Annotated in this window: 19 protein-coding genes; 4 read left to right on the top strand and 15 right to left on the bottom strand. The window is 67.7% G+C overall.

The window, feature by feature from the left end; all coding sequences use genetic code 11:
• Window positions 1-406: 406 nt before the first annotated feature.
• Entirely contained in the window at window positions 407-751 is a 345-nt protein-coding gene (locus tag LGY53_RS27785) for a hypothetical protein (RefSeq protein ID WP_225729667.1), read from the top strand.
• A gap of 61 nt (window positions 752-812) precedes the next feature.
• Here the strand turns inward: LGY53_RS27785 and LGY53_RS27780 are convergent, their stop codons facing one another.
• From LGY53_RS27780 to LGY53_RS27750, 7 genes are all read right to left on the bottom strand, one after another.
• The gene (locus tag LGY53_RS27780) at window positions 813-1844 is read right to left on the bottom strand and encodes an S-adenosylmethionine:tRNA ribosyltransferase-isomerase (RefSeq protein WP_225729666.1); all 1032 of its coding nucleotides are present in this window, start codon (window positions 1842-1844) and stop codon (window positions 813-815) included.
• Window positions 1841-2539 (bottom strand): SDR family oxidoreductase, encoded by a 699-nt coding sequence (locus LGY53_RS27775; protein ID WP_225729665.1) that lies wholly within the window; start codon window positions 2537-2539, stop codon window positions 1841-1843. The genes LGY53_RS27780 and LGY53_RS27775 overlap by 4 nt, the downstream gene beginning before the upstream one ends.
• A gap of 64 nt (window positions 2540-2603) precedes the next feature.
• The gene (ligA, locus tag LGY53_RS27770) at window positions 2604-4709 is read right to left on the bottom strand and encodes an NAD-dependent DNA ligase LigA (RefSeq protein WP_225729664.1); all 2106 of its coding nucleotides are present in this window, start codon (window positions 4707-4709) and stop codon (window positions 2604-2606) included.
• Window positions 4710-4831: 122 nt separating this feature from the next.
• The gene (locus tag LGY53_RS27765; protein ID WP_374111247.1) at window positions 4832-5893 is read right to left on the bottom strand and encodes a methionine synthase; all 1062 of its coding nucleotides are present in this window, start codon (window positions 5891-5893) and stop codon (window positions 4832-4834) included.
• Window positions 5877-6998, bottom strand: a complete 1122-nt coding sequence (mnmA, locus tag LGY53_RS27760; RefSeq protein WP_225729663.1) for a tRNA 2-thiouridine(34) synthase MnmA — start codon at window positions 6996-6998, stop codon at window positions 5877-5879. The genes LGY53_RS27765 and mnmA overlap by 17 nt, the downstream gene beginning before the upstream one ends.
• Entirely contained in the window at window positions 6998-8227 is a 1230-nt protein-coding gene (locus tag LGY53_RS27755; protein WP_225729662.1) for a cysteine desulfurase family protein, read from the bottom strand. The genes mnmA and LGY53_RS27755 overlap by 1 nt, the downstream gene beginning before the upstream one ends.
• Before the next feature lie 210 nt (window positions 8228-8437).
• A complete protein-coding gene (locus LGY53_RS27750) occupies window positions 8438-8911 on the bottom strand; it encodes a hypothetical protein (RefSeq protein ID WP_225729661.1) in 474 nt (157 codons plus the stop codon).
• Window positions 8912-9234: 323 nt separating this feature from the next.
• Between LGY53_RS27750 and LGY53_RS27745 the strand changes: the two genes are divergently transcribed.
• Together LGY53_RS27745 and LGY53_RS27740 are read left to right on the top strand one after the other, a co-directional pair.
• Window positions 9235-9474 carry a hypothetical protein gene (locus tag LGY53_RS27745; protein WP_225729660.1) on the top strand — a complete coding sequence of 80 codons (240 nt, stop codon included), beginning with the start codon at window positions 9235-9237 and terminating at the stop codon, window positions 9472-9474.
• Window positions 9475-9589: 115 nt separating this feature from the next.
• Window positions 9590-10510: a helix-turn-helix transcriptional regulator gene (locus tag LGY53_RS27740; protein WP_225729659.1), complete on the top strand. Its 921-nt coding sequence runs from the start codon at window positions 9590-9592 to the stop codon at window positions 10508-10510.
• On the opposite strand, the gene LGY53_RS27735 is transcribed toward LGY53_RS27740, so the two are convergent.
• The 6 genes from LGY53_RS27735 to LGY53_RS27710 form a co-directional block, all read right to left on the bottom strand.
• Window positions 10511-12172, bottom strand: a complete 1662-nt coding sequence (locus LGY53_RS27735; protein WP_225729658.1) for a bifunctional 3'-5' exonuclease/DNA polymerase — start codon at window positions 12170-12172, stop codon at window positions 10511-10513. It abuts the gene before it with no gap.
• Between the two features lie 131 nt (window positions 12173-12303).
• Window positions 12304-12609 carry a transcriptional regulator gene (locus LGY53_RS27730; RefSeq protein WP_225729657.1) on the bottom strand — a complete coding sequence of 102 codons (306 nt, stop codon included), beginning with the start codon at window positions 12607-12609 and terminating at the stop codon, window positions 12304-12306.
• The gene (locus LGY53_RS27725) at window positions 12606-13061 is read right to left on the bottom strand and encodes a hypothetical protein (protein ID WP_308103004.1); all 456 of its coding nucleotides are present in this window, start codon (window positions 13059-13061) and stop codon (window positions 12606-12608) included. Before LGY53_RS27725 ends, LGY53_RS27730 begins: the two co-directional genes overlap by 4 nt.
• 76 nt (window positions 13062-13137) lie before the next feature.
• A complete protein-coding gene (locus LGY53_RS27720; protein WP_374111246.1) occupies window positions 13138-14118 on the bottom strand; it encodes a lysophospholipid acyltransferase family protein in 981 nt (326 codons plus the stop codon).
• Window positions 14115-14978 (bottom strand): GNAT family N-acetyltransferase, encoded by an 864-nt coding sequence (locus LGY53_RS27715; protein ID WP_225729654.1) that lies wholly within the window; start codon window positions 14976-14978, stop codon window positions 14115-14117. Before LGY53_RS27715 ends, LGY53_RS27720 begins: the two co-directional genes overlap by 4 nt.
• 325 nt (window positions 14979-15303) lie before the next feature.
• On the bottom strand, window positions 15304-16596 hold the full coding sequence (locus tag LGY53_RS27710) for an NAD(P)/FAD-dependent oxidoreductase (RefSeq protein WP_225729653.1): 1293 nt from the start codon (window positions 16594-16596) through the stop codon (window positions 15304-15306).
• A 112-nt stretch (window positions 16597-16708) separates the two neighbouring features.
• On the opposite strand from LGY53_RS27710, the gene LGY53_RS27705 reads away from it, so the two are divergent.
• The gene (locus LGY53_RS27705) at window positions 16709-17566 is read left to right on the top strand and encodes a LysR family transcriptional regulator (protein WP_225729830.1); all 858 of its coding nucleotides are present in this window, start codon (window positions 16709-16711) and stop codon (window positions 17564-17566) included.
• A 270-nt stretch (window positions 17567-17836) separates the two neighbouring features.
• Here the strand turns inward: LGY53_RS27705 and LGY53_RS27700 are convergent, their stop codons facing one another.
• Window positions 17837-18793 (bottom strand): electron transfer flavoprotein subunit alpha/FixB family protein, encoded by a 957-nt coding sequence (locus tag LGY53_RS27700; protein WP_225729652.1) that lies wholly within the window; start codon window positions 18791-18793, stop codon window positions 17837-17839.
• Between the two features lie 33 nt (window positions 18794-18826).
• A complete protein-coding gene (locus LGY53_RS27695; RefSeq protein WP_225729651.1) occupies window positions 18827-19612 on the bottom strand; it encodes an electron transfer flavoprotein subunit beta/FixA family protein in 786 nt (261 codons plus the stop codon).
• Window positions 19613-19749: the final 137 nt, after the last annotated feature.

Below are 19749 nucleotides of genomic sequence, written 5' to 3'. Positions count from 1 at the left end.
TCCCGCCGCCGATGAATCCACCACCGGCCCACACATCGGCGATAGCCTCCCAACATGACCGTCCTTTCGATCGCGTACCGCTGGACGCAAGAGGAATTCCTCCTGGCTTGGGATGCAGGCGTATTCGATCGCCGCGCTACGAGCACACCGAACCCTCGCCATACGGCTACTTGAACCGCCGGAAATTCCCACCCGGCAACCACATTCCAGTGAGTTATGCGAACACTTCGATTCCGGTCGATGACCTACTTCAGGTTGACCCATAGCCATTAGGCATAGCGCCTCGGATTCGCGTTCGACCGGACACACCTGGACACGGCGCGTTACCATGCTGGCGCGTCGGGCTTGTTGCGCGGCGGATTTGCTGGACGTTCGGATTGATGAGGTAGTGATGGTTGGTCGGTTGGTGGTACGTGGGTCCGTGATCGCCGCGCTCGGGTTGGGGTCGGTGGTCGCGTTCGGGCCCGGGAACGCGGTGGCCGATGCGCCGTGTCCGGATGGGACCGCGCGGATCTTCGTCGCGGGCGGCCACGACGACGAGAGCACCGACACCTGCCAGGGGCCGGGGTCCGTGACGTTCAGCTGGCCCAAGGCGGTGTCGAAGGTGTGCGCGGTCGGCTCGGCGAAGGCCGTTGTCGAGATCTCGGGGGCCAAGCCATACGCCGGAACCTATGAGCTGGTCAACGGGCACTGCGCGATGTTCAACTACAAGAAGGTGGACTCCGCGACGATTACCGTCTCGCGCGGCTGACACCGCATCGGGCGTACCTCCGCCTTTGCTCCGGCCATGCGCTGGCCGCGGACAGCGCCCATCAGGCGCGGAAAAGCAAAGCGCTGTCGCCGAATTCGTGCCAGAGGTAGCCGGTTTCCAATGCCGCCGCGTACGCCGCGCCGACGGTCGCCGTGCCCGCGACCGCGACCAGTAGGTCGAGATGCGATGCGCCCGGCGCGTGCCAACCGGTGATCAGGCCGTCCACCACGCGTGCTGGCCGATGCTCGCCGAGCACGAGATCGGTCCAACCCGAGGATGTTTCGACATACCCCGCAGGATCGGCGGCCGACTCGAGCGCCCGGGTGACCGTGGTGCCGACCGCGATCACCCGCCCGCCCGCCGCCCTGGTGTCGTTGACGAGCCGAGCCGTCGCCGCCGGAACCGCGAAACGCTCCGGGCTCGGCGGCTCCCCGGCCTCCGGTGACGAAACACCGGTATGCAGCGTCACCGGCGCGACCGCGACACCGGAGGTGATCAGGTCGAGTACCAGCCGCTGCGTGAACGGCCTTGCCGCGCTTGGCATCTCCGCACTTCCCGGAATGCGCCCGAAAACGGTGTGATAGTAGTCCGCCGACCACTGCTGCGGCACATAGGAATACGTGATAGGTCGCCCGTACGCGGCCATCAGCGCGCGTGGATCGGTGTCGATATCGGCGATCCAGAGCCGCTTCGCCCCCGGCAGCCACGGCTCCCGCAATGTCGCGCAGGCACCGCCGGGCAGCCGGATCACGGTGCCGCCGTGCAGTTTTCCGGCAGTGAACGGCGTCCGCTCGGGTGTCCGCAGCTCGACCACCCACCGGCCGTCTTCCAGCCAGGTGGAAAAGTGCAGCGCGACCGCCGCGCCGTCGACCGACGCGTCGACGGCGGCGGGCAGCGTCGCCGAATTGTTCACCACCACAAGGTCGCCCGGCCGCAGCTGCCCCGGCAGTTCCCGAAAGACGGCGTGGGTCAGGCGATCACCGGCCACCAGCAGCCGCACCTCGTCGCGGGCGAGTCCGCGGGCCTCGGGTGGGGTGCTCGCATTGAGTTCGGGCGGCAGCACGAAAGAACGCTCGGAAAGCAGTACCGTCATCGCACCGCACCCGTCGCGAAATCGGCCGTGGTGTAGCGACCGCGGTTGGGCCGGGTCTCGATCAGCCGGAGTAGTGCGGGGACAACGGCTTCCGGTTCCGGACGGTCCGAAATATCCTCGCCCGGAAACGCCGCCTGATGCATCTCGGTGCGCATATCACCGGGATCGAAGGCGTAGATCGGTATTTCCGGATGTTCGGCGGCAAGGACCGCGGTGAGCTGATCCAACGCCGCCTTCGACGAACCATAGCCGCCCCAGTTCGGATACGGTTCCACCGCCGCGTCGGAGCTGATATTCACCGCGACGCCGCCGGATTCGCCGAGCAGCGGCAGCGCGAGCTGCAGAATCGCCAGCGGCGCTACGACATTGGTGCGGTAGACCGACTCCAACTCGGCCAACGGATACCGGTCCAGTGCGGGCAGCGGGCTCGGGCCCAGCCTGCTCGCGTTGTTCACCAGCAGGTCGAGCCGCCCTGCCGCCCTTATGATTTCGAATAAGCGGCCGCGGTGGGCCGCATCCATGACGTCACCGGGGACGGCGGTGAACCCCTCCCCCAATTCCGCCGCCGCCCGGTCCAGCCGGTCGGCCCGGCGCGCGGTGCCGAACACCTGCCAGCCCCGCGCGCGGAGTTCCCGGCTCAATGCCAGGCCGAGCCCTGCGGAGGCACCGGTGACGAGTGCGGATCGGTGAACCATGACAACCTCCTGGTATTCGCTACCAGTCGATCGTCATACCTGAAGAAAGGTTCAGGTCAAGGTGTCACTCCGCCGCGGCGTCCTCGTTCGCCGACGGCGCAACGGCTTGCGGCCCCTGCTCCAGCAGCAACCGGAATCCGGCCTCGTCCAGGATCGGCACCCCCAGCTCCTCCGCCTTGGCGGCCTTGGACCCCGGCGAATCGCCGATCACGACGAACGCCGTCTTCTTCGACACCGATCCGGCCGCCTTACCGCCGCGCACCAGGATCGCCTCCTTGGCCCCGTCGCGGGTGAAACCCTGCAGCGATCCGGTCACCACGATCGAAAGGCCCTCGAGATTGCGCTCGATGGATTCGTCGCGCTCGTCCTCCATCCGAACACCCGCGGCCCGCCACTTGTCGACGATCGCCAAATGCCAGTGCACGGTGAACCATTCGGCCACCGCCGCCGCAATCGTCGGGCCGACGCCGTCCACCGCGGCCAATTCCTCGGCCGACGCCTCGCGCACCCGGTCCATGCTGCCGAGCTGCGCGGCCAGCGCCCGCGCGGCGGTCGGGCCGACATGCCGGATCGACAGGCCGACCAGCACCCGCCACAGCGGCCGGTCCTTGGCGACCCGCAGATTCTCCAGCAGCCGTTTGCCGTTCGCGGACAGGCTGCCATCGATATTGGCGTACAGCGAGGTGGTGAGCAGCCGCGCCTCATCCAGATCGAACAGATCACCCTCATCGGTGATCGCACCCGATTTCAACAGGTCGATCGCGCCCTCATAGCCGAGCGCCTCGATATCGAACGCGCCGCGGCCCGCGACATGGAACACGCGCTCGCGCAACTGCGCCGGGCAATACTGCTGATTCGGGCAGCGGATATCGGCGTCGCTCTCCTTCTCCGGCGCGAGTTCCGATCCGCACTCCGGGCAGTGCGTCGGCATGACGAATTCGCGCTCGTCGCCGGTACGCGCGTCGACCACCGGGCCGAGCACCTCGGGAATCACATCACCCGCCTTGCGGATGGTGACGGTGTCACCGATCAGCACGCCCTTGCGCTTGACCTCGGAGGCATTGTGCAGCGTCGCCCGCGCGACCGTCGACCCGGCGATCGACACCGGCTCCATCACCGCGAACGGCGTCACCCGGCCGGTGCGGCCGACGTTCACCTCGATGCCGAGCAGTTTGGTGGTGGCCTCCTCCGGCGGATATTTGTAGGCGATCGCCCAGCGCGGGGCGCGCGAGGTGGACCCGAGGCGCCGCTGCAGCGCCATCTGATCGACCTTGATGACCTGGCCGTCGATCTCGTGCTCGATATCGTGCCGGTGCTCGCCCCAATAGGCGACCCGCTCGATCACCGCGTCGATGCCCTGTACCAGGCGGGTGTGCTCGGAAACCGGCAGACCCCAGGCAGCGAGCGCGCGGTAGGCCTCGTGCTGTGAGGTGGGCGAGTAACCCTCCATCCGACCGAAACCGTGGCAGATCATCCGCAGCCGGCGCCGCGCGGTGACCGACGGATCCTTCTGCCGCAGCGAACCCGCGGCGGTATTGCGCGGATTCGCGTACGGCGGTTTACCCTCGGCGACGATCTGGGCGTTCAGCGATTCGAAATCCTCCAGCCGGAAATACACCTCGCCGCGGACCTCCAGCACGTCCGGGATCGGGAATTCGGGATGGGCCGTGAGCTCGCCCGGGATGTCCTCGATGGTGCGCGCGTTGAGCGTGACGTCCTCACCGGTGCGCCCGTCGCCGCGGGTCGCACCGCGCACCAGCCTGCCCTTCTCGTAGACGAGGTTGAGCGCGACACCGTCGATCTTCACCTCGCACAGGTAGTGCAGGTTCGCGCCGGCCTCGGCCTCCACCCGGCTCGCCCAGGCGCGCAGCTCGTCGTAGTCGAACACATTGTCCAGCGAGAGCATTCGCTCCAGATGGTCGACCGCGGTGAAATCGGTGGCGAAACCGCCGCCGACCAGCTGGGTCGGCGAATCCGGCGTGCGCAGATCCGGATGCTCGTTCTCCAGCTCCTCCAGGCTGCGCAGTAGCTTGTCGAATTCGCCGTCCGAAATGATCGGCGCATCGCGCACGTAGTAGCGGAACTGGTGCTCGCGCACCTCGTCCGCCAGTTCCTGCCAACGCACCCGCTGCTCCGCCGTCGCCGGCACCGCCACGCCTTCGTCACTCACAAACTGGCACATTAGCCGAGCCGACCGACAAGTATCGCCACGTCAACGCCCATCAGAACCGACGTTTATCATGGACAGCCCCCAAGGACGGATGCCCCGCAAAGCAACCAAGATCGGGGCGGCTAGCCGAAGGTGAGGGATTCCGGGTCCTCGGCGAAGGCGCGGGCCACCTCGGCGCTCAGGGCGAGGGCCTTGCGGGCCCAGGCAATGGGCGCCGCGGCGAGGCCGCAGGACGGGCTCACCATGACGGAGGTGGCGAGGGTGGTGCGGGGGAAGCCGAGGCGATCGATGAGGCGCACACCGGGTTCGGCGAAATCGCGCCATGTCGGCGGGGCGGCCGGGGCGGTGGTCGGGATCAGGCCCAGGACAAGGAGTTTGCTCGCGTCGAGGGCTTCGCCGATACCGTCGAGATCCTTGACGCCGATCGCCGCTATGTCGAAACCCATTGCGGCGCAGGCGCTTTTGCTCAGGAAGCGCAGGGCGGGTGGTTCGGCGCAGGTGTGGACGAGCACCGGCGCCGTCTGCGCGTCGATCACACCATCGAGGACCGCGAGCGCCTCGGGCTCGGGCACGGCGGCCACCGTATTCAACACGCTGACACCGCGCAGCGACCCGTCCAGCACCGCACTGAGCGACGGCTCATCCAGTTGCACAACGACTTCCGCGCCGAGCCGCCTGCGCACCTCGGCGACGTGCTGTGCCAATCCCTCGGCCAGCGATGCCGAAAGGTCGCGCACCGCACCGGAATCGGTGAGCACCCGATGTCCGCCGGGCAGCTCCACCTGCGCGGCGAGGGTGAGCGGTCCGGCCGCCTGCACCTTCACCGGATGCCCACGCCCCGCGAGACCCGCTGTCTCCCAAGCCTCTTCGAGCGCGTCGAGATCGGTGCGCAGCAGATCGTGCGCCCGTCGCGATACCGCGCCCGGCCGGGCGGCGAGCCGATAGCCGCGCGTCGTCGTATCGAATCGCAGGTCGATCAGCAGCGCCGAGGCTCGGCCGACCATATCCGCGCCCGCCCCGCGCCGCGGCAGCTCGACCAGATGCGGCAACTCCGCGAGCTCGCCGACGATCGTCGACGCCGCCTCGCGCGGGTCGGCGCCCGGCCATGATCCGACGCCGGTCGCGATGCCGCCACGCAATGCCTGTACCACCTGATTCGCCGCGCCACTACCGATTTCGGTCACGGCTGCCGATCGTGTCCAACTCGGCGCGGTCCTTGCCGGTGCCGGTGATGGTGCCGCTGCCGATCACCTCGTCGCCCAACGGATCCGGGCGATACACCACGACCGCCTGACCGCGTGCGACACCGGTGAGCGGCTCACGCAACCGCACCAGCATGCCGTCGCCGACCGCCTCGGCCACCGCGGGGGCGGTGCCGCCGTGCGCGCGCACCTGCGCGACGCATTCGATCGGACCGTCCGGCGCCAAGCCCGAGGTCCAAACCGCCTGTGCCGCATCGACCGTCCACACCCGCAGGTCATCGGCCGAGCCGACCCGCACCGTGCCGGAGTCGGGATCGATTCCGGTGACATAGCGCGGTTTCCCGTCGGCGGCGGGCCCCGGCAGGCCGAGCCCCTTGCGCTGGCCGATGGTAAACCCGTGCACGCCTTCGTGTTTCGCCAATTCGGTGCCGTCGGCATCGACGACGGCGCCCGGCCGGATGCCGATCTTCGCGCCGAGGAAGGCCCGGGTGTCGCCGGACGGAATGAAGCAGATGTCGTGGCTGTCCGGCTTGTTCGCCACCGCGAGACCGCGTTCGGCGGCCTCCGCGCGGATCTGCGGCTTGGGGGTGTCGCCCACCGGGAACATGGCGCGGGACAACTGTTCCGCGGTGAGCACCGCGAGCACGTACGACTGATCTTTGTCGGCGTCGACCGCGCGCCGCAGCACACCGTCGTCGAGCCGCGCGTAGTGCCCGGTGACGACCGCGTCGAAGCCGAGCGCGACCGCCCGATCGGCGAGCGCCGAGAACTTGATCTTCTCGTTGCAGCGCAGGCACGGGTTCGGCGTCTCACCCGCCGCATAGGCCGCGACGAAATCGTCGATCACGTCTTCCTTGAAGCGATCCGCGAAATCCCATACGTAGAACGGGATTCCGAGTACGTCGGCGGCCCGCCGGGCATCGCCGGCGTCCTCCTTCGAACAGCACCCGCGCGAACCCGTGCGCAGGGTGCCCGGTGTCGCCGACAGCGCCAGGTGCACGCCGACCACCTCATGGCCCGCGTCGACGGCACGCGCGGCCGCGACCGCCGAATCGACTCCACCGCTCATCGCGGCGAGTACCCGCATCAGACACCTCCTTTCGCACCGGCCAGGCCCGCGGCCATGGCCCGTTCGACAACCTGGGGCAGCACCCGAAGCAGCGCATCGGTATCGGCGCGGGTCGTGGTGTGCCCCAACGAGAATCGCAGTGACCCGCGCGCCTGCCAGGCCGGAACGCCCATGGCGATCAGCACATGGCTCGGCGTGGCGACCCCGGCGTTGCAGGCCGAACCGGTCGAGCATTCGATGCCCGCCGCGTCCAGCAGCATGAGCAGCGAATCGCCTTCGCAGCCGGGGAAAGTGAAGTGGGCGTTGCCCGGCAGCCTGCGCTCGTCGCGCGGGCCGTTGAGCACCGCATCCGGTATCGCGGCCAGCACGCCTTCGATGAGCTCGTCGCGCAGCGTCCGCAATCGCGCCGCGTACGTCGGCAATTCGGTCGCCGTCTGGTGCAGTGCGGTGGCGAGTCCGACGGCCGCCGCGGTGTCGGAGGTGCCCGATCGCAGATCCCGTTCGTGCCCGCCGCCGTGCAGCAGCGGCACACACGGCACCTCGCGGCCGAGCAGCAGCACGCCCGCGCCGTGCGGCCCGCCGAGCTTGTGACCCGCGATGCTGGCGGCCGAAAGTCCGCTCGCCGCGAAATCGATCGGCAGCTGGGCCGCGGCCTGTATCGCGTCGCTGTGCATCGGCACATCGAATTCCCGTGCGACCGAAGCCAATTCACTGATCGGCTGAATCGTGCCGACCTCGTTGTTGGCCCACATGATGGTGACGAGCGCCACCTCACCCGGGTATTCGGCCAGCGCGGCGCGCAGCACCCGCGGCGCGACGACGCCCTCCGCGTCGACCGGTAGCCAGGTGACCTGCGCACCCTCGTGACGCTCCAGCCATTCCACGGCGTCGAGCACCGCGTGATGCTCTATCGAGCTCGCGATGATCCGGGTGCGGCGGGGGTCGGCGTCGCGGCGCGCCCAATAGATGCCCTTCACCGCCAGGTTGTCGCTCTCGGTGCCGCCGGAGGTGAAGATGACCTCCGAGGGCCTGGCGCCCAGATCGGCGGCGATGGATTCGCGCGCCTCCTCCAGCGACCGGCGCGCCGCGCGCCCCGATCCGTGCAGCGAGGAGGCGTTACCGGTGCGCATCAGCGCGGCCGTCATCGCCTCGACCGCGGCGGGCAGCATGGGAGTGGTCGCCGCATGATCGAGGTAGACCATCTGGGGCGCAGCACCGCTGACCGGACCCGAAAAACCCGACTTCATGACCGAGATAGCCTATCCCACCGTTGACCAGCGCATCTTCGGGGTCTCCCCCTGGTTACCGGACTCATCCAGGAGTCGTAACCCGGTCACGGCCTCGCATATTCCCGAAGCCCGCCCCGCGACGAAGTACGACTGCCGTGCCGGCACGGCAGTCGTACTTCGTTCCGGCGTAATCGTTCCGCCGAACTTCAGCGCGGTGACATCATCCGGCTACGACCCCTCACACCGGTGCCACGACTGCCAGCTGCTGCCGGTCCAAGAACTGCACCAGTGACGGCTGTCGCGACCGATCACGTCGATGGTCGCGTAGGTGTCGTGCCAGTAGTAGGCGGAGATGCTGTCTTTCGCCCACCCGCCCATGCTGGTCCAGTGCTGCGCACCGTTCAGCGCTCGATAGACCTGGTGGTCGGATCCGATCGCGAAATCCTCCTCGTGTCCGTCGTTCCAGAACACGTCGATGGCGCAACCGTCCTGGCATGCGGCGCATCCGCCGAGGCCCCACGGGGTCTGGAACGAATACGAGCCGCTGGGGCAACCGGCGGCGCTCGCCTGGTCGGAGGCGTCATCGGCGGTGAGCGGCGAGACGGTCGCACCTTGCCGGTCCGCCGCGTTGGCTATCGCACCACCGATCATCAGGCCGAAAGCCAGGACAATCAGGCCGAATAATCTGAATATTCGGTTCATGAACATCGAAATACCTTTCTATTGATAGCAGCCGCGAACGCAGCAATATCGGTAATTGCAATTCACTCGAATACAATCGCTCCGGATCGGGCCCCGCCTATAACAGGTGATATGTATTCGAATCCCGAACAGGAATCCCTGCAGCGTTATTGTTTCGCACGGACTCTGGGGATTCGGCTCGGCTCACATCTGGGGATCTAGCATGGATCTGCTATTGCCGATTACGCCGGTTCCCGCAGGCTGACGGCGTTTCCAGCCTGTTCGCGCGGGCAGGGCAATGGCATCGGCGACGCCATCGCGATTCTCGCCGCCGTTTCGCGGAAATGGCGGCAGAAATCATCGAACGTCCGCGAACCGAGGCGGGATTCGACTTCGATCAACCGGTCGAGATCATCGCACGATTCCGCGCGGTAATGACACCGGGAAGCTATCTCGCTTTCGCCCACCATCTTCGCGGTTTCGAAATGTTCGGCCCCGGCGTCGCACCGATCCGAGACCGGCTCGGCCGCGATCTGCCGCCCACCCGGCTGACCGTGTTGGGCGGCGTGTGCCGAAAACGATGACAAGCCCGGGCGATTCACCCGACGGCGGCGATACCATGGGCGAAGCGGTGGGGACTTGCGGGGAAAATTCGCGGGTTACCAGCGGTGATCACTGAGCATCGGAGTTAGGATCAACATGTGCGCGGAGCCGATCCGGGTCGGGCAATTTGATTCTGCCGCACCCCTTTTCGAAGCCGATGTCTCCGATGTGGCGGACTGCGGGCCGACCGCACTGCGAATCGCGATCGGTGGTCAACTCCGCAAACTGCGCGAGGAATGCGGGATTACGCCCGCGGATGCGGGTAGGCACATCCGCGGCTCACACGCCAAGATCAGTCGGCTCGAACTCGGGCGCACCGGATTCAAGGAGCGCGACGTCGCGGATCTGTTGGCCCTCTACGGCGTGCGCGACCCGGCTCAGCGCGAGATGGTGCTGGCCCTGGTTCGCAAGGCGAATCGGCCGGGATGGTGGCATCCGTACAGCGACCTGCTGCCGCCGTGGTTCCAGACCTATCTCGGCCTGGAGGGGGCCGCGACGTTGATCAGAACCTTCGAGGGTCACCTGGTCCCCGGCCTGCTGCAGACCAGGAACTATGCCCGCGCGGTCGTCGCGCTCGGTCGCCGCGAGAGTGCCGAGGCAGGGCGGCGAGTCGAGCTGCGATGCAAGCGTCAGCAGATCCTCGATGCGCCCGGCGGGCCGACGCTGTGGGCGGTGCTGGACGAGGCCGTGCTACGCAGGCCGGTCGGCGGAGCGACCGTAATGCGCGAGCAAATCGAGCATCTGGTGCGGATGTCGGACCGGCCGAATGTGACCATCCAGGTAATACCGTTCCTCGCCGGTGGTATCGCCGCGGCGGGCACCTCGTTCACACTGCTCCGATTCGCCGAGCAGGTACTGCCCGATATCGTCTATCTGGAGCAGGTGGCCAGCGCGATGTATCTGGATCGGCGCGAGGATATCGATGTTTATCGCGAGCTGATGGACATCCTCGCCTTACAGGCCCAAACCCGACAGCAATCCCGCGACATGCTGGTCGCCGCGGCAGCGCAGTTCTGATTATTTCGCGTCCCAATAGCATTCGACCACCGCGGTAGTGAACGGGAAGCGCACCGGTGTCGGGCCGAAGACGATCCGGCCCGCCGCATCGGCGGCGGTCGCGATCGCATCGGCGACCGCGGCGGCCTCCTGCTCCGGACAGTGCACGATCACCTCGTCGTGTTGGAAGAAAACCATTTCGGCGCGCAGTCCCGCATTCGTCAGCGCGTGCCGCAGGCCCGCGAGCATCAGCAGGGCCCAGTCGGCGGCGCTGCCCTGCACCACGAAATTGCGGGTGAAGCGGCCGCGGGCGCGCGCAGCCGCGGTGCTGCCGTATCCGGCGCCGTCCTCCTGGAATTGGTCCATCTCGTCGAGCGTGGCATGCAGCGGCGGGCAGGTGCGGCCCAACCAGGTTCGCACCAGGCGACCCTCCTCGCCCGCGCGCGCCGCATCGTCGACATATGCCACCGCGGCCGGATACCGCCGGCGGAGTTCGGCCATATGAGCGCGCGCATCGCCGGAGGTCTGGCCGTAAATCGCGCCCAGCAGCGCGATTTTGGCCTGCGCGCGGTCACCGCCGAAGACGCGGGCGGCCAGGTCCGCGTATAGGTCCTCGCCGCGTCCGGCCACCTCCATCAGACCGGGGTCGCGGGAGATCGCGGCGAGCACCCTCGGCTCCATCTGAGCGGCATCGGCGACCACCAGCCGCCAACCCGGATCGGCGCGGATCGCCTGCCGGATCACCTTCGGAATCTGCAGTGCACCACCGCCATTGGTGGTCCAGCGCCCGGAAACCGTTCCGCCGGGCAGATATTCGGGGCGGAAGCGGCCGTCGTGCACCCACTGCTCCAGCCAGGACCAGCCGTTGCTGGTGTACAGGCGGTAGAGCGATTTGTAGGCGAGCAGCGGCTCCACCGCGGGATGATCGATCCGCCGCAGCTCCCACTTTCGGGTGGACGAAAGCGAAATACCGGCTCGGGCAAAGGCTTTGATGATGTCGTTGGGCAGATCCGGCCGAACCCGCGTCCCGAAGGCACGCGATACCTCGTCGGCCAGCTCCGCCATCCGCCTCGGCTCCCCGCCCGGAAAACGCTCACCGAGCAGACGATCGAGCAATTCCCGGTGAACGTCCGCGCGCCAAGGGATTCCGGTTCTCGACAGTTCCGTCGCCACCAGCATGCCCGCCGATTCGGCGGCCAGCAGCAGCCGCATCCGCTCGGGATATTCGGTCCGCTCGGTACGGGCGAGCTGTCCGGCGTACACCTCCAGCAGCGCGGTGAACTCGTCCGTGCCGGGCGGCAGCGGCACCGGGCCGGACTCGAACAGCGACGGCTGGGTTTCCGCGGCCCGCACGGGTGCGTCCGGCGGGACGGGCAGCTTGTGCAGCCGCGCCCACGCCGCCGCCAGCGAGCGGGCCTGGCCCGACTGACCCTCCTCATGGCCGATCAGCAGGGCCTCCGCGGCCTCGACGTCATAGCACCGTTCGACCCGGACACCGGCCGCGAGCAGCCGCCGATAGATCTCGGCGGTCGAGCGCCAGACCCACCGCTCGACCTCGGGACGCGAACGCACCGCGGCGGCGAGCGACGGTTCGCGGACCACCGGTCCCGCGGGACGGCCGTCCCGATCGAGTGGGCATAGCCGCGCCCCTCCGTCGTCTGTTTCCGCCAACGCCCATCGCACGTCCCAGAGTCTCGCATCGGGGACAGACATCTCCGGGGGTGCGTCGAGCCTGTTCGGCGATCCAGGCCTGGGTCGCACCGGCGGAATCGTCATAACCGGTATGCCGCGGCGGGACCATGCGATCGAAGGGCTCAGGTGCGCTCGGGCCGGGCGCTGGCGACTATTTCCTGAAGGGCTGCGATATGCCCGTCGAAGGCCGCGCGCCCGGCGTCGGTCAGCCGGGCGCGGACCTTCCTGCGCGTGCCGTCCAGGCGGCGTTCCGTCGCGACGTATCCGGCCTCTTCCAAGGTCGCCAGCTGCTTGGACAGTGCCGAATCGGACAGGCTCAGCCGATCCTTCAGATAGGCGAATTCGGCCCAGTCCGCCGCCGCGAGCGTCGCCACCAGTGAGAGCCGAGTGCTCGGGTGGATCAGCTCGTCGAATCGCGGAACGGTCATGCCCGAGCCCAATGCCGAAGTACCCGAAGGATTTCCGGTCCGCCGAAGCCGACGACGGCCGCGACGAACACCGCCGCCCAGATGGTCGGGTGGGTCGCACCGTCGGCGTCGAACGCGAATGCCGCCACGATGGTGAGACCGACCAGCGCGATCAGCATGCCGATCACCACCAGCGGGATGCGCCGCCCGGCCACGGCCGCGCTGACCTGCAGACGATCCGTTCGCCGCCGCCCGTCGAGCAATCGCGACGCGAGCGTCGAATGCCCCATACCGAAGCCGAGCGTCGCGATGGTGATCAACCACCACGGCCCCCACTCGCCGACCACACCCAGTACGAGCCAACCGCCCGCGAGCGCCCACCAATAGCCGCGCGGCAGACCGACCTCATCGGCCACCTGCCGCCGGGCCCGCTCGGCCGCCTCGAGTGCGGCGCGGGCCTGGTCAGGAACCATATTCTCCATGACATCCTCACTTTCCTACCTGGAAAGTAAGGCTCTCACTTTCCCAGTAGGAAAGTCAAGGCTCGAATCAGGAGAGGGCGGCGTGCTCCCCGCCGCGAACCCGCCTGCCCGGTAGTAGTCGGCGGCGCGGTCTGCGCACTGCGGGCTCGGCCACCGCGCCAGATTCCGGATCCCGAACCTTGGTGGCCGTCGCCTCGATCCAGCCGTAGCCGTGCTGGTCGCGCCGGATCGGCTCGACGCCGTGCACCGCACGCTGGGCGCGACGGGCCAGCTCACGCCGATCCTCGCCCGGTAGCTCCAACGGCTGCAGCGCGATCTCGACAACCATCCCGCGCGATCGCAGCACCCGGCCCGCCGAGGTGGCGAAGGTGTCGACGCCGACGAATCCCGGCACCGTCGTCTGCACGCCGTGCCGGTCCAGATAGCGCAATCGCACCGGCTGCACCGGCACCCCGGCATCGATGGCCGCCTGGAAGAGCGCGGGGCGCATGGTGCCGTATGCCCGGCCACACCAGGTGGTGCCCTCCGGGAAGGCCGCGACCTGCTCACCCGCCGCCAGCCGCGCGCCGAGTTCGGCTACGACGCCGGGCAATTCGCGCAACTTCTCCCGTTCGATCGGGATCACCCGCAGCAGCTTCGCCAGCCCGCCGATCAGCGGCCACTCCACCATGTCGGCCCGCGCCACGAAGCCCAGCGGCCGCACCGCGGACAGCGCGACGATATCGGTCCAGCCGATATGCCCGATCACCACCAGCGCACCGGAATCCACACGGTCCGTTCGGTTGTCGATGACACGCAAACGAATTCCGAGGCTGCGCAACAACATTCCCGCATACCGGCGCTGCAGTCCGGTCCGCCACCGCAGCGGCGTCAGCACGTGCGCCACCGGGAAACTGACGAGCAGTCCGACGATCCGCACCAGGCGGACCGCAACCCGGGCGGTACCAACCTGATCGATGGCCTCGATACAGCCGGGCCCGCACGGGCTCGACGGCATCCACGCATGGGTCACCTGGGCCGGTGGCGCGTCGAATACCATCGCGCTCACCGCCCGTCGAAGGTGGCGGCCGCACCCTGTAGCCGCTCGAGATACCGCCGGTTGATGGTGTCCAGGCCGAGCAGCACGACGAAATCGGCGACCGCGAAATCCGGATCATGTGCGGGCTCACCGCAGATCTCGGCGCCGAGCCGCAGATAGCCGCGCAGCAGCGGCGGCAGCTTGGGGCGCGACGGCGGGGTCAGCTCATCGAGCGTCTTACCGTCGACGACCACCGGGCGGTACGGCAGCACCCGTCGCTCCGGATCACAGCCGTGTTTGCCGAGCAGCATGTCGCGCACGCCGCGCACATTCGCGCCGGGCGGATCCGCCGGTGTGTCCCGCATCGGCACCGAGGCGCAGCCCATCACCCAGTCGTATCCGGTGAGCTGGATGTAGTGCAGGATGCCCGCCCACATGAGCGTCACCACCGAACCGTTGCGGTGATCGGGCACCACGCAGGCCCGGCCCATCTCGACGATCCGCTGACCGACCGGATCCAATTGGGCCAGATCGAATTCCGTCGCCGTGTAATAACCGCCCGCCGCGGTCACCTTGTCCGGCGGCAACATTCGATAGCAACCGACGAATTGTTCGGTCAGATCGTCGCGCACCAGCAGGTGGTCGCAGTGCTCGTCGAACCGGTCCGCGTCCAGCCCCGTACCGTTGTCGGGGATGTGGAAACCCGGTTCGTTGGCGAACACCTGGTAGCGCAACCGCTGGGCGGCCTCGCGATGTTCGGCGTCGGACGAGACGACGAGCGAGTAGCGGGACCGTTCCACCCCGGAGTCCGCCGGTCGAGCCGGGAACGTCGCCACGGACGAAACCGGTCCACCGCCACCCCTCAACGTATCGCTGCGCGATGCTGTCATATGTCCGATGAAGCCAGCTCGACACTGCGCCGGGGCGACCTCTGAGTGTCGCCCCGATGCCGCTTCGGTGAACGAGACGACAGTCACACCGAGCGTTCACCGAGCGGTCGCGCTCAGTTCGCGTAATCGCGTCCTACCTGCGCATTTCTTCTGCTTGCCGGTCTGGCCGACCACCGGGTCGGGCGACGGCCGAACCGATTCGATGACGCCGGGAGCGACGGAGCCCTCACGCAATCCGCCGTTCCACCGGGTCACCGATTCCGTTCGGCCGTTCGGCATTCGGCGTCGCGTGACCGGGATCACGAAGCGCCGCTTGGCAACCCGGTCAGGCGGCTCGTCGATCGGGCAATTGAACCACCTCGGCCGCCTTGTGCGCCTCGGCGAAACCGGGCCGCCCGGTACCGATGAACGCGACGAGCCAGGAGGCAACGGCCGCAAAGCGATTCCGGAAGCCGACCAGGTAGAACAGGTGCACCGCGAGCCACATGAACCAGGCGATGACGCCGCAGAAGGTGATGTGCTCGTTCAGCTTGGTCACCGCGCTGAACCGGCTGATCACCGCCATGCTGCCCTTGTCCCAGTACTTGAACGGGGTGCCCGGCTGCTTCTTGCGGCGGATGATGTCGGCCGCGTGGCGGCCCTCCTGCATGGCGACCGGCGACTGGCCCGGGTAGCCGTTCAGCGAGGTCATATCGCCGATGGCGAAGATATCGGCGTGGCCGCCGACGGTGAGGTCCTGGTTGATCAGAAGCCTTCCGGCACGGTCGGTTTCGACGCCGGTGGCCTCGGCGAGGACCTTCGCGAAACCGCCCGCCTGCACCCCGGCCGACCAGACGATGGTCTCGGCGGCGATGCCGCGTTCGACGCCGTCCTTGCCCTTGACGGTGACCTTGCCCGGTTCGATATCGGTGACGAACGTGCCGAGCAGCACCTCGACGCCGCTGCGGGTCAACGACTTCTTCGCGTATTCCGAGAGCCCGCCGCCGAACGGGGGCAGCACCTCACCGGCGCCCTCCACCAACGTGACCGAAATCTCTTGGTGGTAGTGCCTTTTCGCGAGTTCCTTCAGCTGACCCGCGACCTCGACGCCGGTCGCGCCCGCGCCGACGACCACGAAGCTGAGCAGTCGTTCGCGAGTGGCCGGGTCGGCGTCCTTCGCCTCGGTGAAGACGCGCTCGATCTGGGCGCGCAGCAGTTTCGCGTCATCGATGGTCTTGAGCGAGAACGTCTTGTCGGCGAAATCGTCGCGGCCGAAGTACGACTGGCTGGCGCCGGTGGCGGCGATCAGCGAGCCGTAGCGGATGCGGCGCGGGCCCTCGGCGGTCTCGTAGGTCAGGATGGCGCGGTCCGCGTCGAGCGCGGTGACCTTGCCGAGGCGGACATCGGCCTCCTTGTGCCGCCGCAGCACCCCGGCGATGGGCGGGGCGATCTCCCCCGAGGCCAGCACACCCGTCGCAACCTGGTACAACAGCGGCTGGAAAAGGTGTTCAGGCGTGCTGGAGATCAGCACGTAGTTGATTCCCGACTTGGCCAGCTGCTTGGCGGCGGCGAGACCGCCGAAGCCCGATCCGACGATGACCACTTCCGCGGTTTCGATTCCCGCGTCCACGTACTGCATGACATCCTCCTTCTCTCATTAGCAACCGTCATTTTGAACGCGGATGTTCCAGGGGATAAGGCGCATAATGTAGATGACTCTTATCTGGATCAGTAATGAATCGGAGGCGATGGTGGAACTTCGCCAGCTCACGTACTTCGTCGCGGTGTGTGAGGAGCTCAGCTTCAGCGGTGCGGCGACGAGGTGTTTTATCTCACAGTCGGCGATCAGCCATCAGATCTCCCGGCTGGAGCGCGATCTCGGTGTGCAGCTGTTCGAGCGTTCGACAAGATCGGTGGTACCCACCGACGCGACCACGCGGCTACTTCCCCTTGCGAAACAGATGCTCAGCCTGGAGTCCGCCATCCGCGCGGCCGTGCGTACCTCGGGTCCTCGGGTGCGGCTGGCCGCCAACATGTCCTTCGCGACCCGGTCGCTGTCGGCCATCGCGAGCACCCGCGCCGAGCACCCGGGCGCGGAGATCGAATTCGTGATCAAACCCTTCCGTCAGCGCATCGCCGCGGTGGCCGACGGCGACTGCGATCTCGCACTCATCCGCGGCAGCGTCGACCAGCCGGGTCTCACGGTGCGCCAACTCTGGGTCGAGGATCTGGTGATCGTCACCGCGCCGGGCCATCCGCTGTCCGCGGGCGACGCCGTGACGCTCGCCGACCTCAGCCGCTATCCGCTGCTGCTGCCGCCGGAACAGGAACAGGTGTTGCTGCACACCATCATTCGGCAGGCCTTCGCCGATCAGGCCAGCGGCCCGACCTACGGCCCGCCGATCCCGCCCGATCACACCGCGTCGATGGAATTGATCAACCGCCCCGACGCCTGGACTGTGCTCTACGCCGAGAGCTCGACCGAGGGCCTGGTGGCGTTGCGACTGGCCGACCACCGCCTGCGCATCCCGGTTTCGGCGGTGCTGCGCAGCGATATTCGCCGCTCACCGATTCTGGAAACCCTACTCGCCACGCTCGAACAGCACTGAGCCAGAACGGTTTTCACCAAAACCACTGTCGCACAAGCAAGCCCACCGAATCCGTGGATCCGGTGGCCAAAAACTTCGAATGCCTTCGACCGCCCGAATAAAGCGAAAGGCTCGCCAAATCTGTTGCTACCCTACGCAACAACAGATTTGGCGAGCACATGGGTAACTCACCGGGAACCGGCCACCCGAGCCGCCCACTTTCGCCAGCCGGGTTGCCAACCCACCGCGCACCTGACAGGTCCGCCAAAATACGCGGAGAGGCGGAGCAGCCTAGCCCTTGTGCGCCTTGACCGCCTCGGTCAGCTGCGGGGCGACGTTGAACAGGTCGCCGACGATGCCGTAGTCCGCGATCTCGAAGATCGGGGCTTCCTCGTCCTTGTTGACCGCGACGATGGTCTTCGAGGTCTGCATACCGGCGCGGTGCTGGATGGCGCCGGAGATGCCGAGGGCGATGTACAGCTGCGGGGAGACCGTCTTACCGGTCTGGCCGACCTGGAACTGGCCCGGGTAGTAACCCGAGTCCACCGCGGCGCGCGATGCGCCGACGGCCGCGCCGAGCGAATCGGCCAGCGCCTCGACCACCGAGAAGTTGTCGGCGGAACCGACGCCGCGGCCACCGGAGACGACGATGCTCGCCTCGGTGAGCTCCGGGCGGTCACCGGCGACGACCGGCTCACGGGATACGACCTTGACGACGCCGTCTTCCTGCGCGGGCACTTCGACGGCGACCTTCTCACCGGCGCCTGCCTGCGGCGCGGCCTCGATCGCGCCGGGACGCACCGAGATCACCGGCACATCGCCGGTGGCCTTGGCGTCGACGGTGAACGCGCCACCGAAGATGGAGTGCACGACCGAACCGTCGGACTTCACGTCGATGACGTCGACGAGCAGGCCGGAGCCGATGCGCGCGGCGAGGCGGCCCGACACCTCCTTGCCCTCGGCGGTGGCGGCGACCAGCACGGCGGCCGGGGACGCGGATTCGACCAGTCCGGCGAGCACGTCGACCTTCGGGGTCACCAGGTAGTTGTCCACATCGTCGGATTCGGCGACGTAGATCTTCGCGGCGCCGGCGGCGGCCAGCGCATCGGCCAGTTTGTCGCCGGTGCCCGCGGCGCCGAGCACGACGGCGGCGGGCTCGCCCAGGGCGCGCGCGGCGGTGAGCAGTTCGGTGGTGACCTTCTTGACGGCACCGTCGGCATGCTCGATGAGCACAAGTACTTCAGCCATTGTTCTCTCCTAAGAAGTCTCGACCGGGCCGGATCAGATGATCTTCTGGGCGATCAGGTACTGGGCGATCTTGTTGCCGCCGTCGCCCTCGTCCGCGACCTTCTCACCGGCGCTGCGCGGCGGCTTCGGGGTGGCGGCCGTGACGATGCTGCCCGCGTTCGCGACGCCGACGGTCGACGGGTCGATGCCCAGGTCGGCCAGCGTGAAGGTCTGCACTTCCTTCTTCTTCGCGGCCATGATGCCCTTGAAGGACGGGAAGCGCGGCTCGTTGATCTTCTCGGTCACCGAGACGATGGCGGGCAGCGTGGCCTCCAGCTTGAAGACGCCCTCGTCGGTCTCGCGCTCGCCGGTGATCTTGTTGCCGTCCACGGTCAGCTTGCGCAGGTGGGTCAGCTGCGGGATGCCCAGGTATTCGGCGATGATCGCGGGAACGGCGCCCGCGCGGCCGTCGGTGGCCTCGTTACCGGCGATGACCAGCTCGACGCCCTCGACCTGACCCAGCGCGCCCGCCAGCACCCACGCGGTCTGCACGGCGTCGGAGCCGTGGATGGCCGGATCGTTGATGTGGATGGCCTTGTCGGCGCCCATGGACAGCGCCTTGCGGATGGCCTCGGTGGCGCGGTCCGGACCGGCGGCCAGCACGGTGACCTCACCGCCCTGCGCCTCCTTGATCAGCAGCGCCTCTTCGACGGCGCGCTCGTTGATCTCGTCGAGCACGGCGTCGGCGGCTTCGCGGTCGAGGGTGAAGTCGCCGTCGGTCAGCTTGCGCTCGGACCAGGTGTCGGGAACCTGCTTGATGAGTACGACGATGTTCGGCATTGGTCTTCGTCGACCTCCTGTTCTAGGTGGCACAGCGTTTGGTGGCGGTCGCACGAGCAGGGCCGTACGTCCATGTGAGTAGCTCGCTGCGTGACACTACCCTACGTTAAGTTACCCATGGGTAACTTACTGGCCGC

The sequence above is a fragment of the Nocardia sp. JCM 34519.1 genome, from assembly GCF_020361265.1.
GTDB classification, from domain to species: Bacteria; Actinomycetota; Actinomycetes; order Mycobacteriales; family Mycobacteriaceae; genus Nocardia; species Nocardia arthritidis_A.
The sequence above is the reverse complement of the archived record's forward strand: the minus strand, read 5'-3'. Positions and strand labels throughout refer to the sequence as shown.

Bases quoted from the DNA above. Each gene is read 5' to 3' on its own strand.
- LGY53_RS27775 (WP_225729665.1), bottom strand. From the start codon at position 2,539: ATGGTTCACCGATCCGCACTCGTCACCGGTGCCTCCGCAGGGCTCGGC.
- LGY53_RS27715 (WP_225729654.1), bottom strand. From the start codon at position 14,978: ATGACAGCATCGCGCAGCGATACGTTGAGGGGTGGCGGTGGACCGGTT.
- LGY53_RS27730 (WP_225729657.1), bottom strand. From the start codon at position 12,609: ATGACCGTTCCGCGATTCGACGAGCTGATCCACCCGAGCACTCGGCTC.
- LGY53_RS27695 (WP_225729651.1), bottom strand. From the start codon at position 19,612: ATGCCGAACATCGTCGTACTCATCAAGCAGGTTCCCGACACCTGGTCC.
- LGY53_RS27740 (WP_225729659.1), top strand. From the start codon at position 9,590: ATGTGCGCGGAGCCGATCCGGGTCGGGCAATTTGATTCTGCCGCACCC.
- LGY53_RS27780 (WP_225729666.1), bottom strand. From the start codon at position 1,844: ATGACGGTACTGCTTTCCGAGCGTTCTTTCGTGCTGCCGCCCGAACTC.
- LGY53_RS27725 (WP_308103004.1), bottom strand. From the start codon at position 13,061: ATGGTTCCTGACCAGGCCCGCGCCGCACTCGAGGCGGCCGAGCGGGCC.
- LGY53_RS27710 (WP_225729653.1), bottom strand. From the start codon at position 16,596: ATGCAGTACGTGGACGCGGGAATCGAAACCGCGGAAGTGGTCATCGTC.
- LGY53_RS27700 (WP_225729652.1), bottom strand. From the start codon at position 18,793: ATGGCTGAAGTACTTGTGCTCATCGAGCATGCCGACGGTGCCGTCAAG.
- mnmA (WP_225729663.1), bottom strand. From the start codon at position 6,998: ATGCGGGTACTCGCCGCGATGAGCGGTGGAGTCGATTCGGCGGTCGCG.
- LGY53_RS27755 (WP_225729662.1), bottom strand. From the start codon at position 8,227: ATGAAGTCGGGTTTTTCGGGTCCGGTCAGCGGTGCTGCGCCCCAGATG.
- LGY53_RS27750 (WP_225729661.1), bottom strand. From the start codon at position 8,911: ATGAACCGAATATTCAGATTATTCGGCCTGATTGTCCTGGCTTTCGGC.
- LGY53_RS27745 (WP_225729660.1), top strand. From the start codon at position 9,235: ATGGCGGCAGAAATCATCGAACGTCCGCGAACCGAGGCGGGATTCGAC.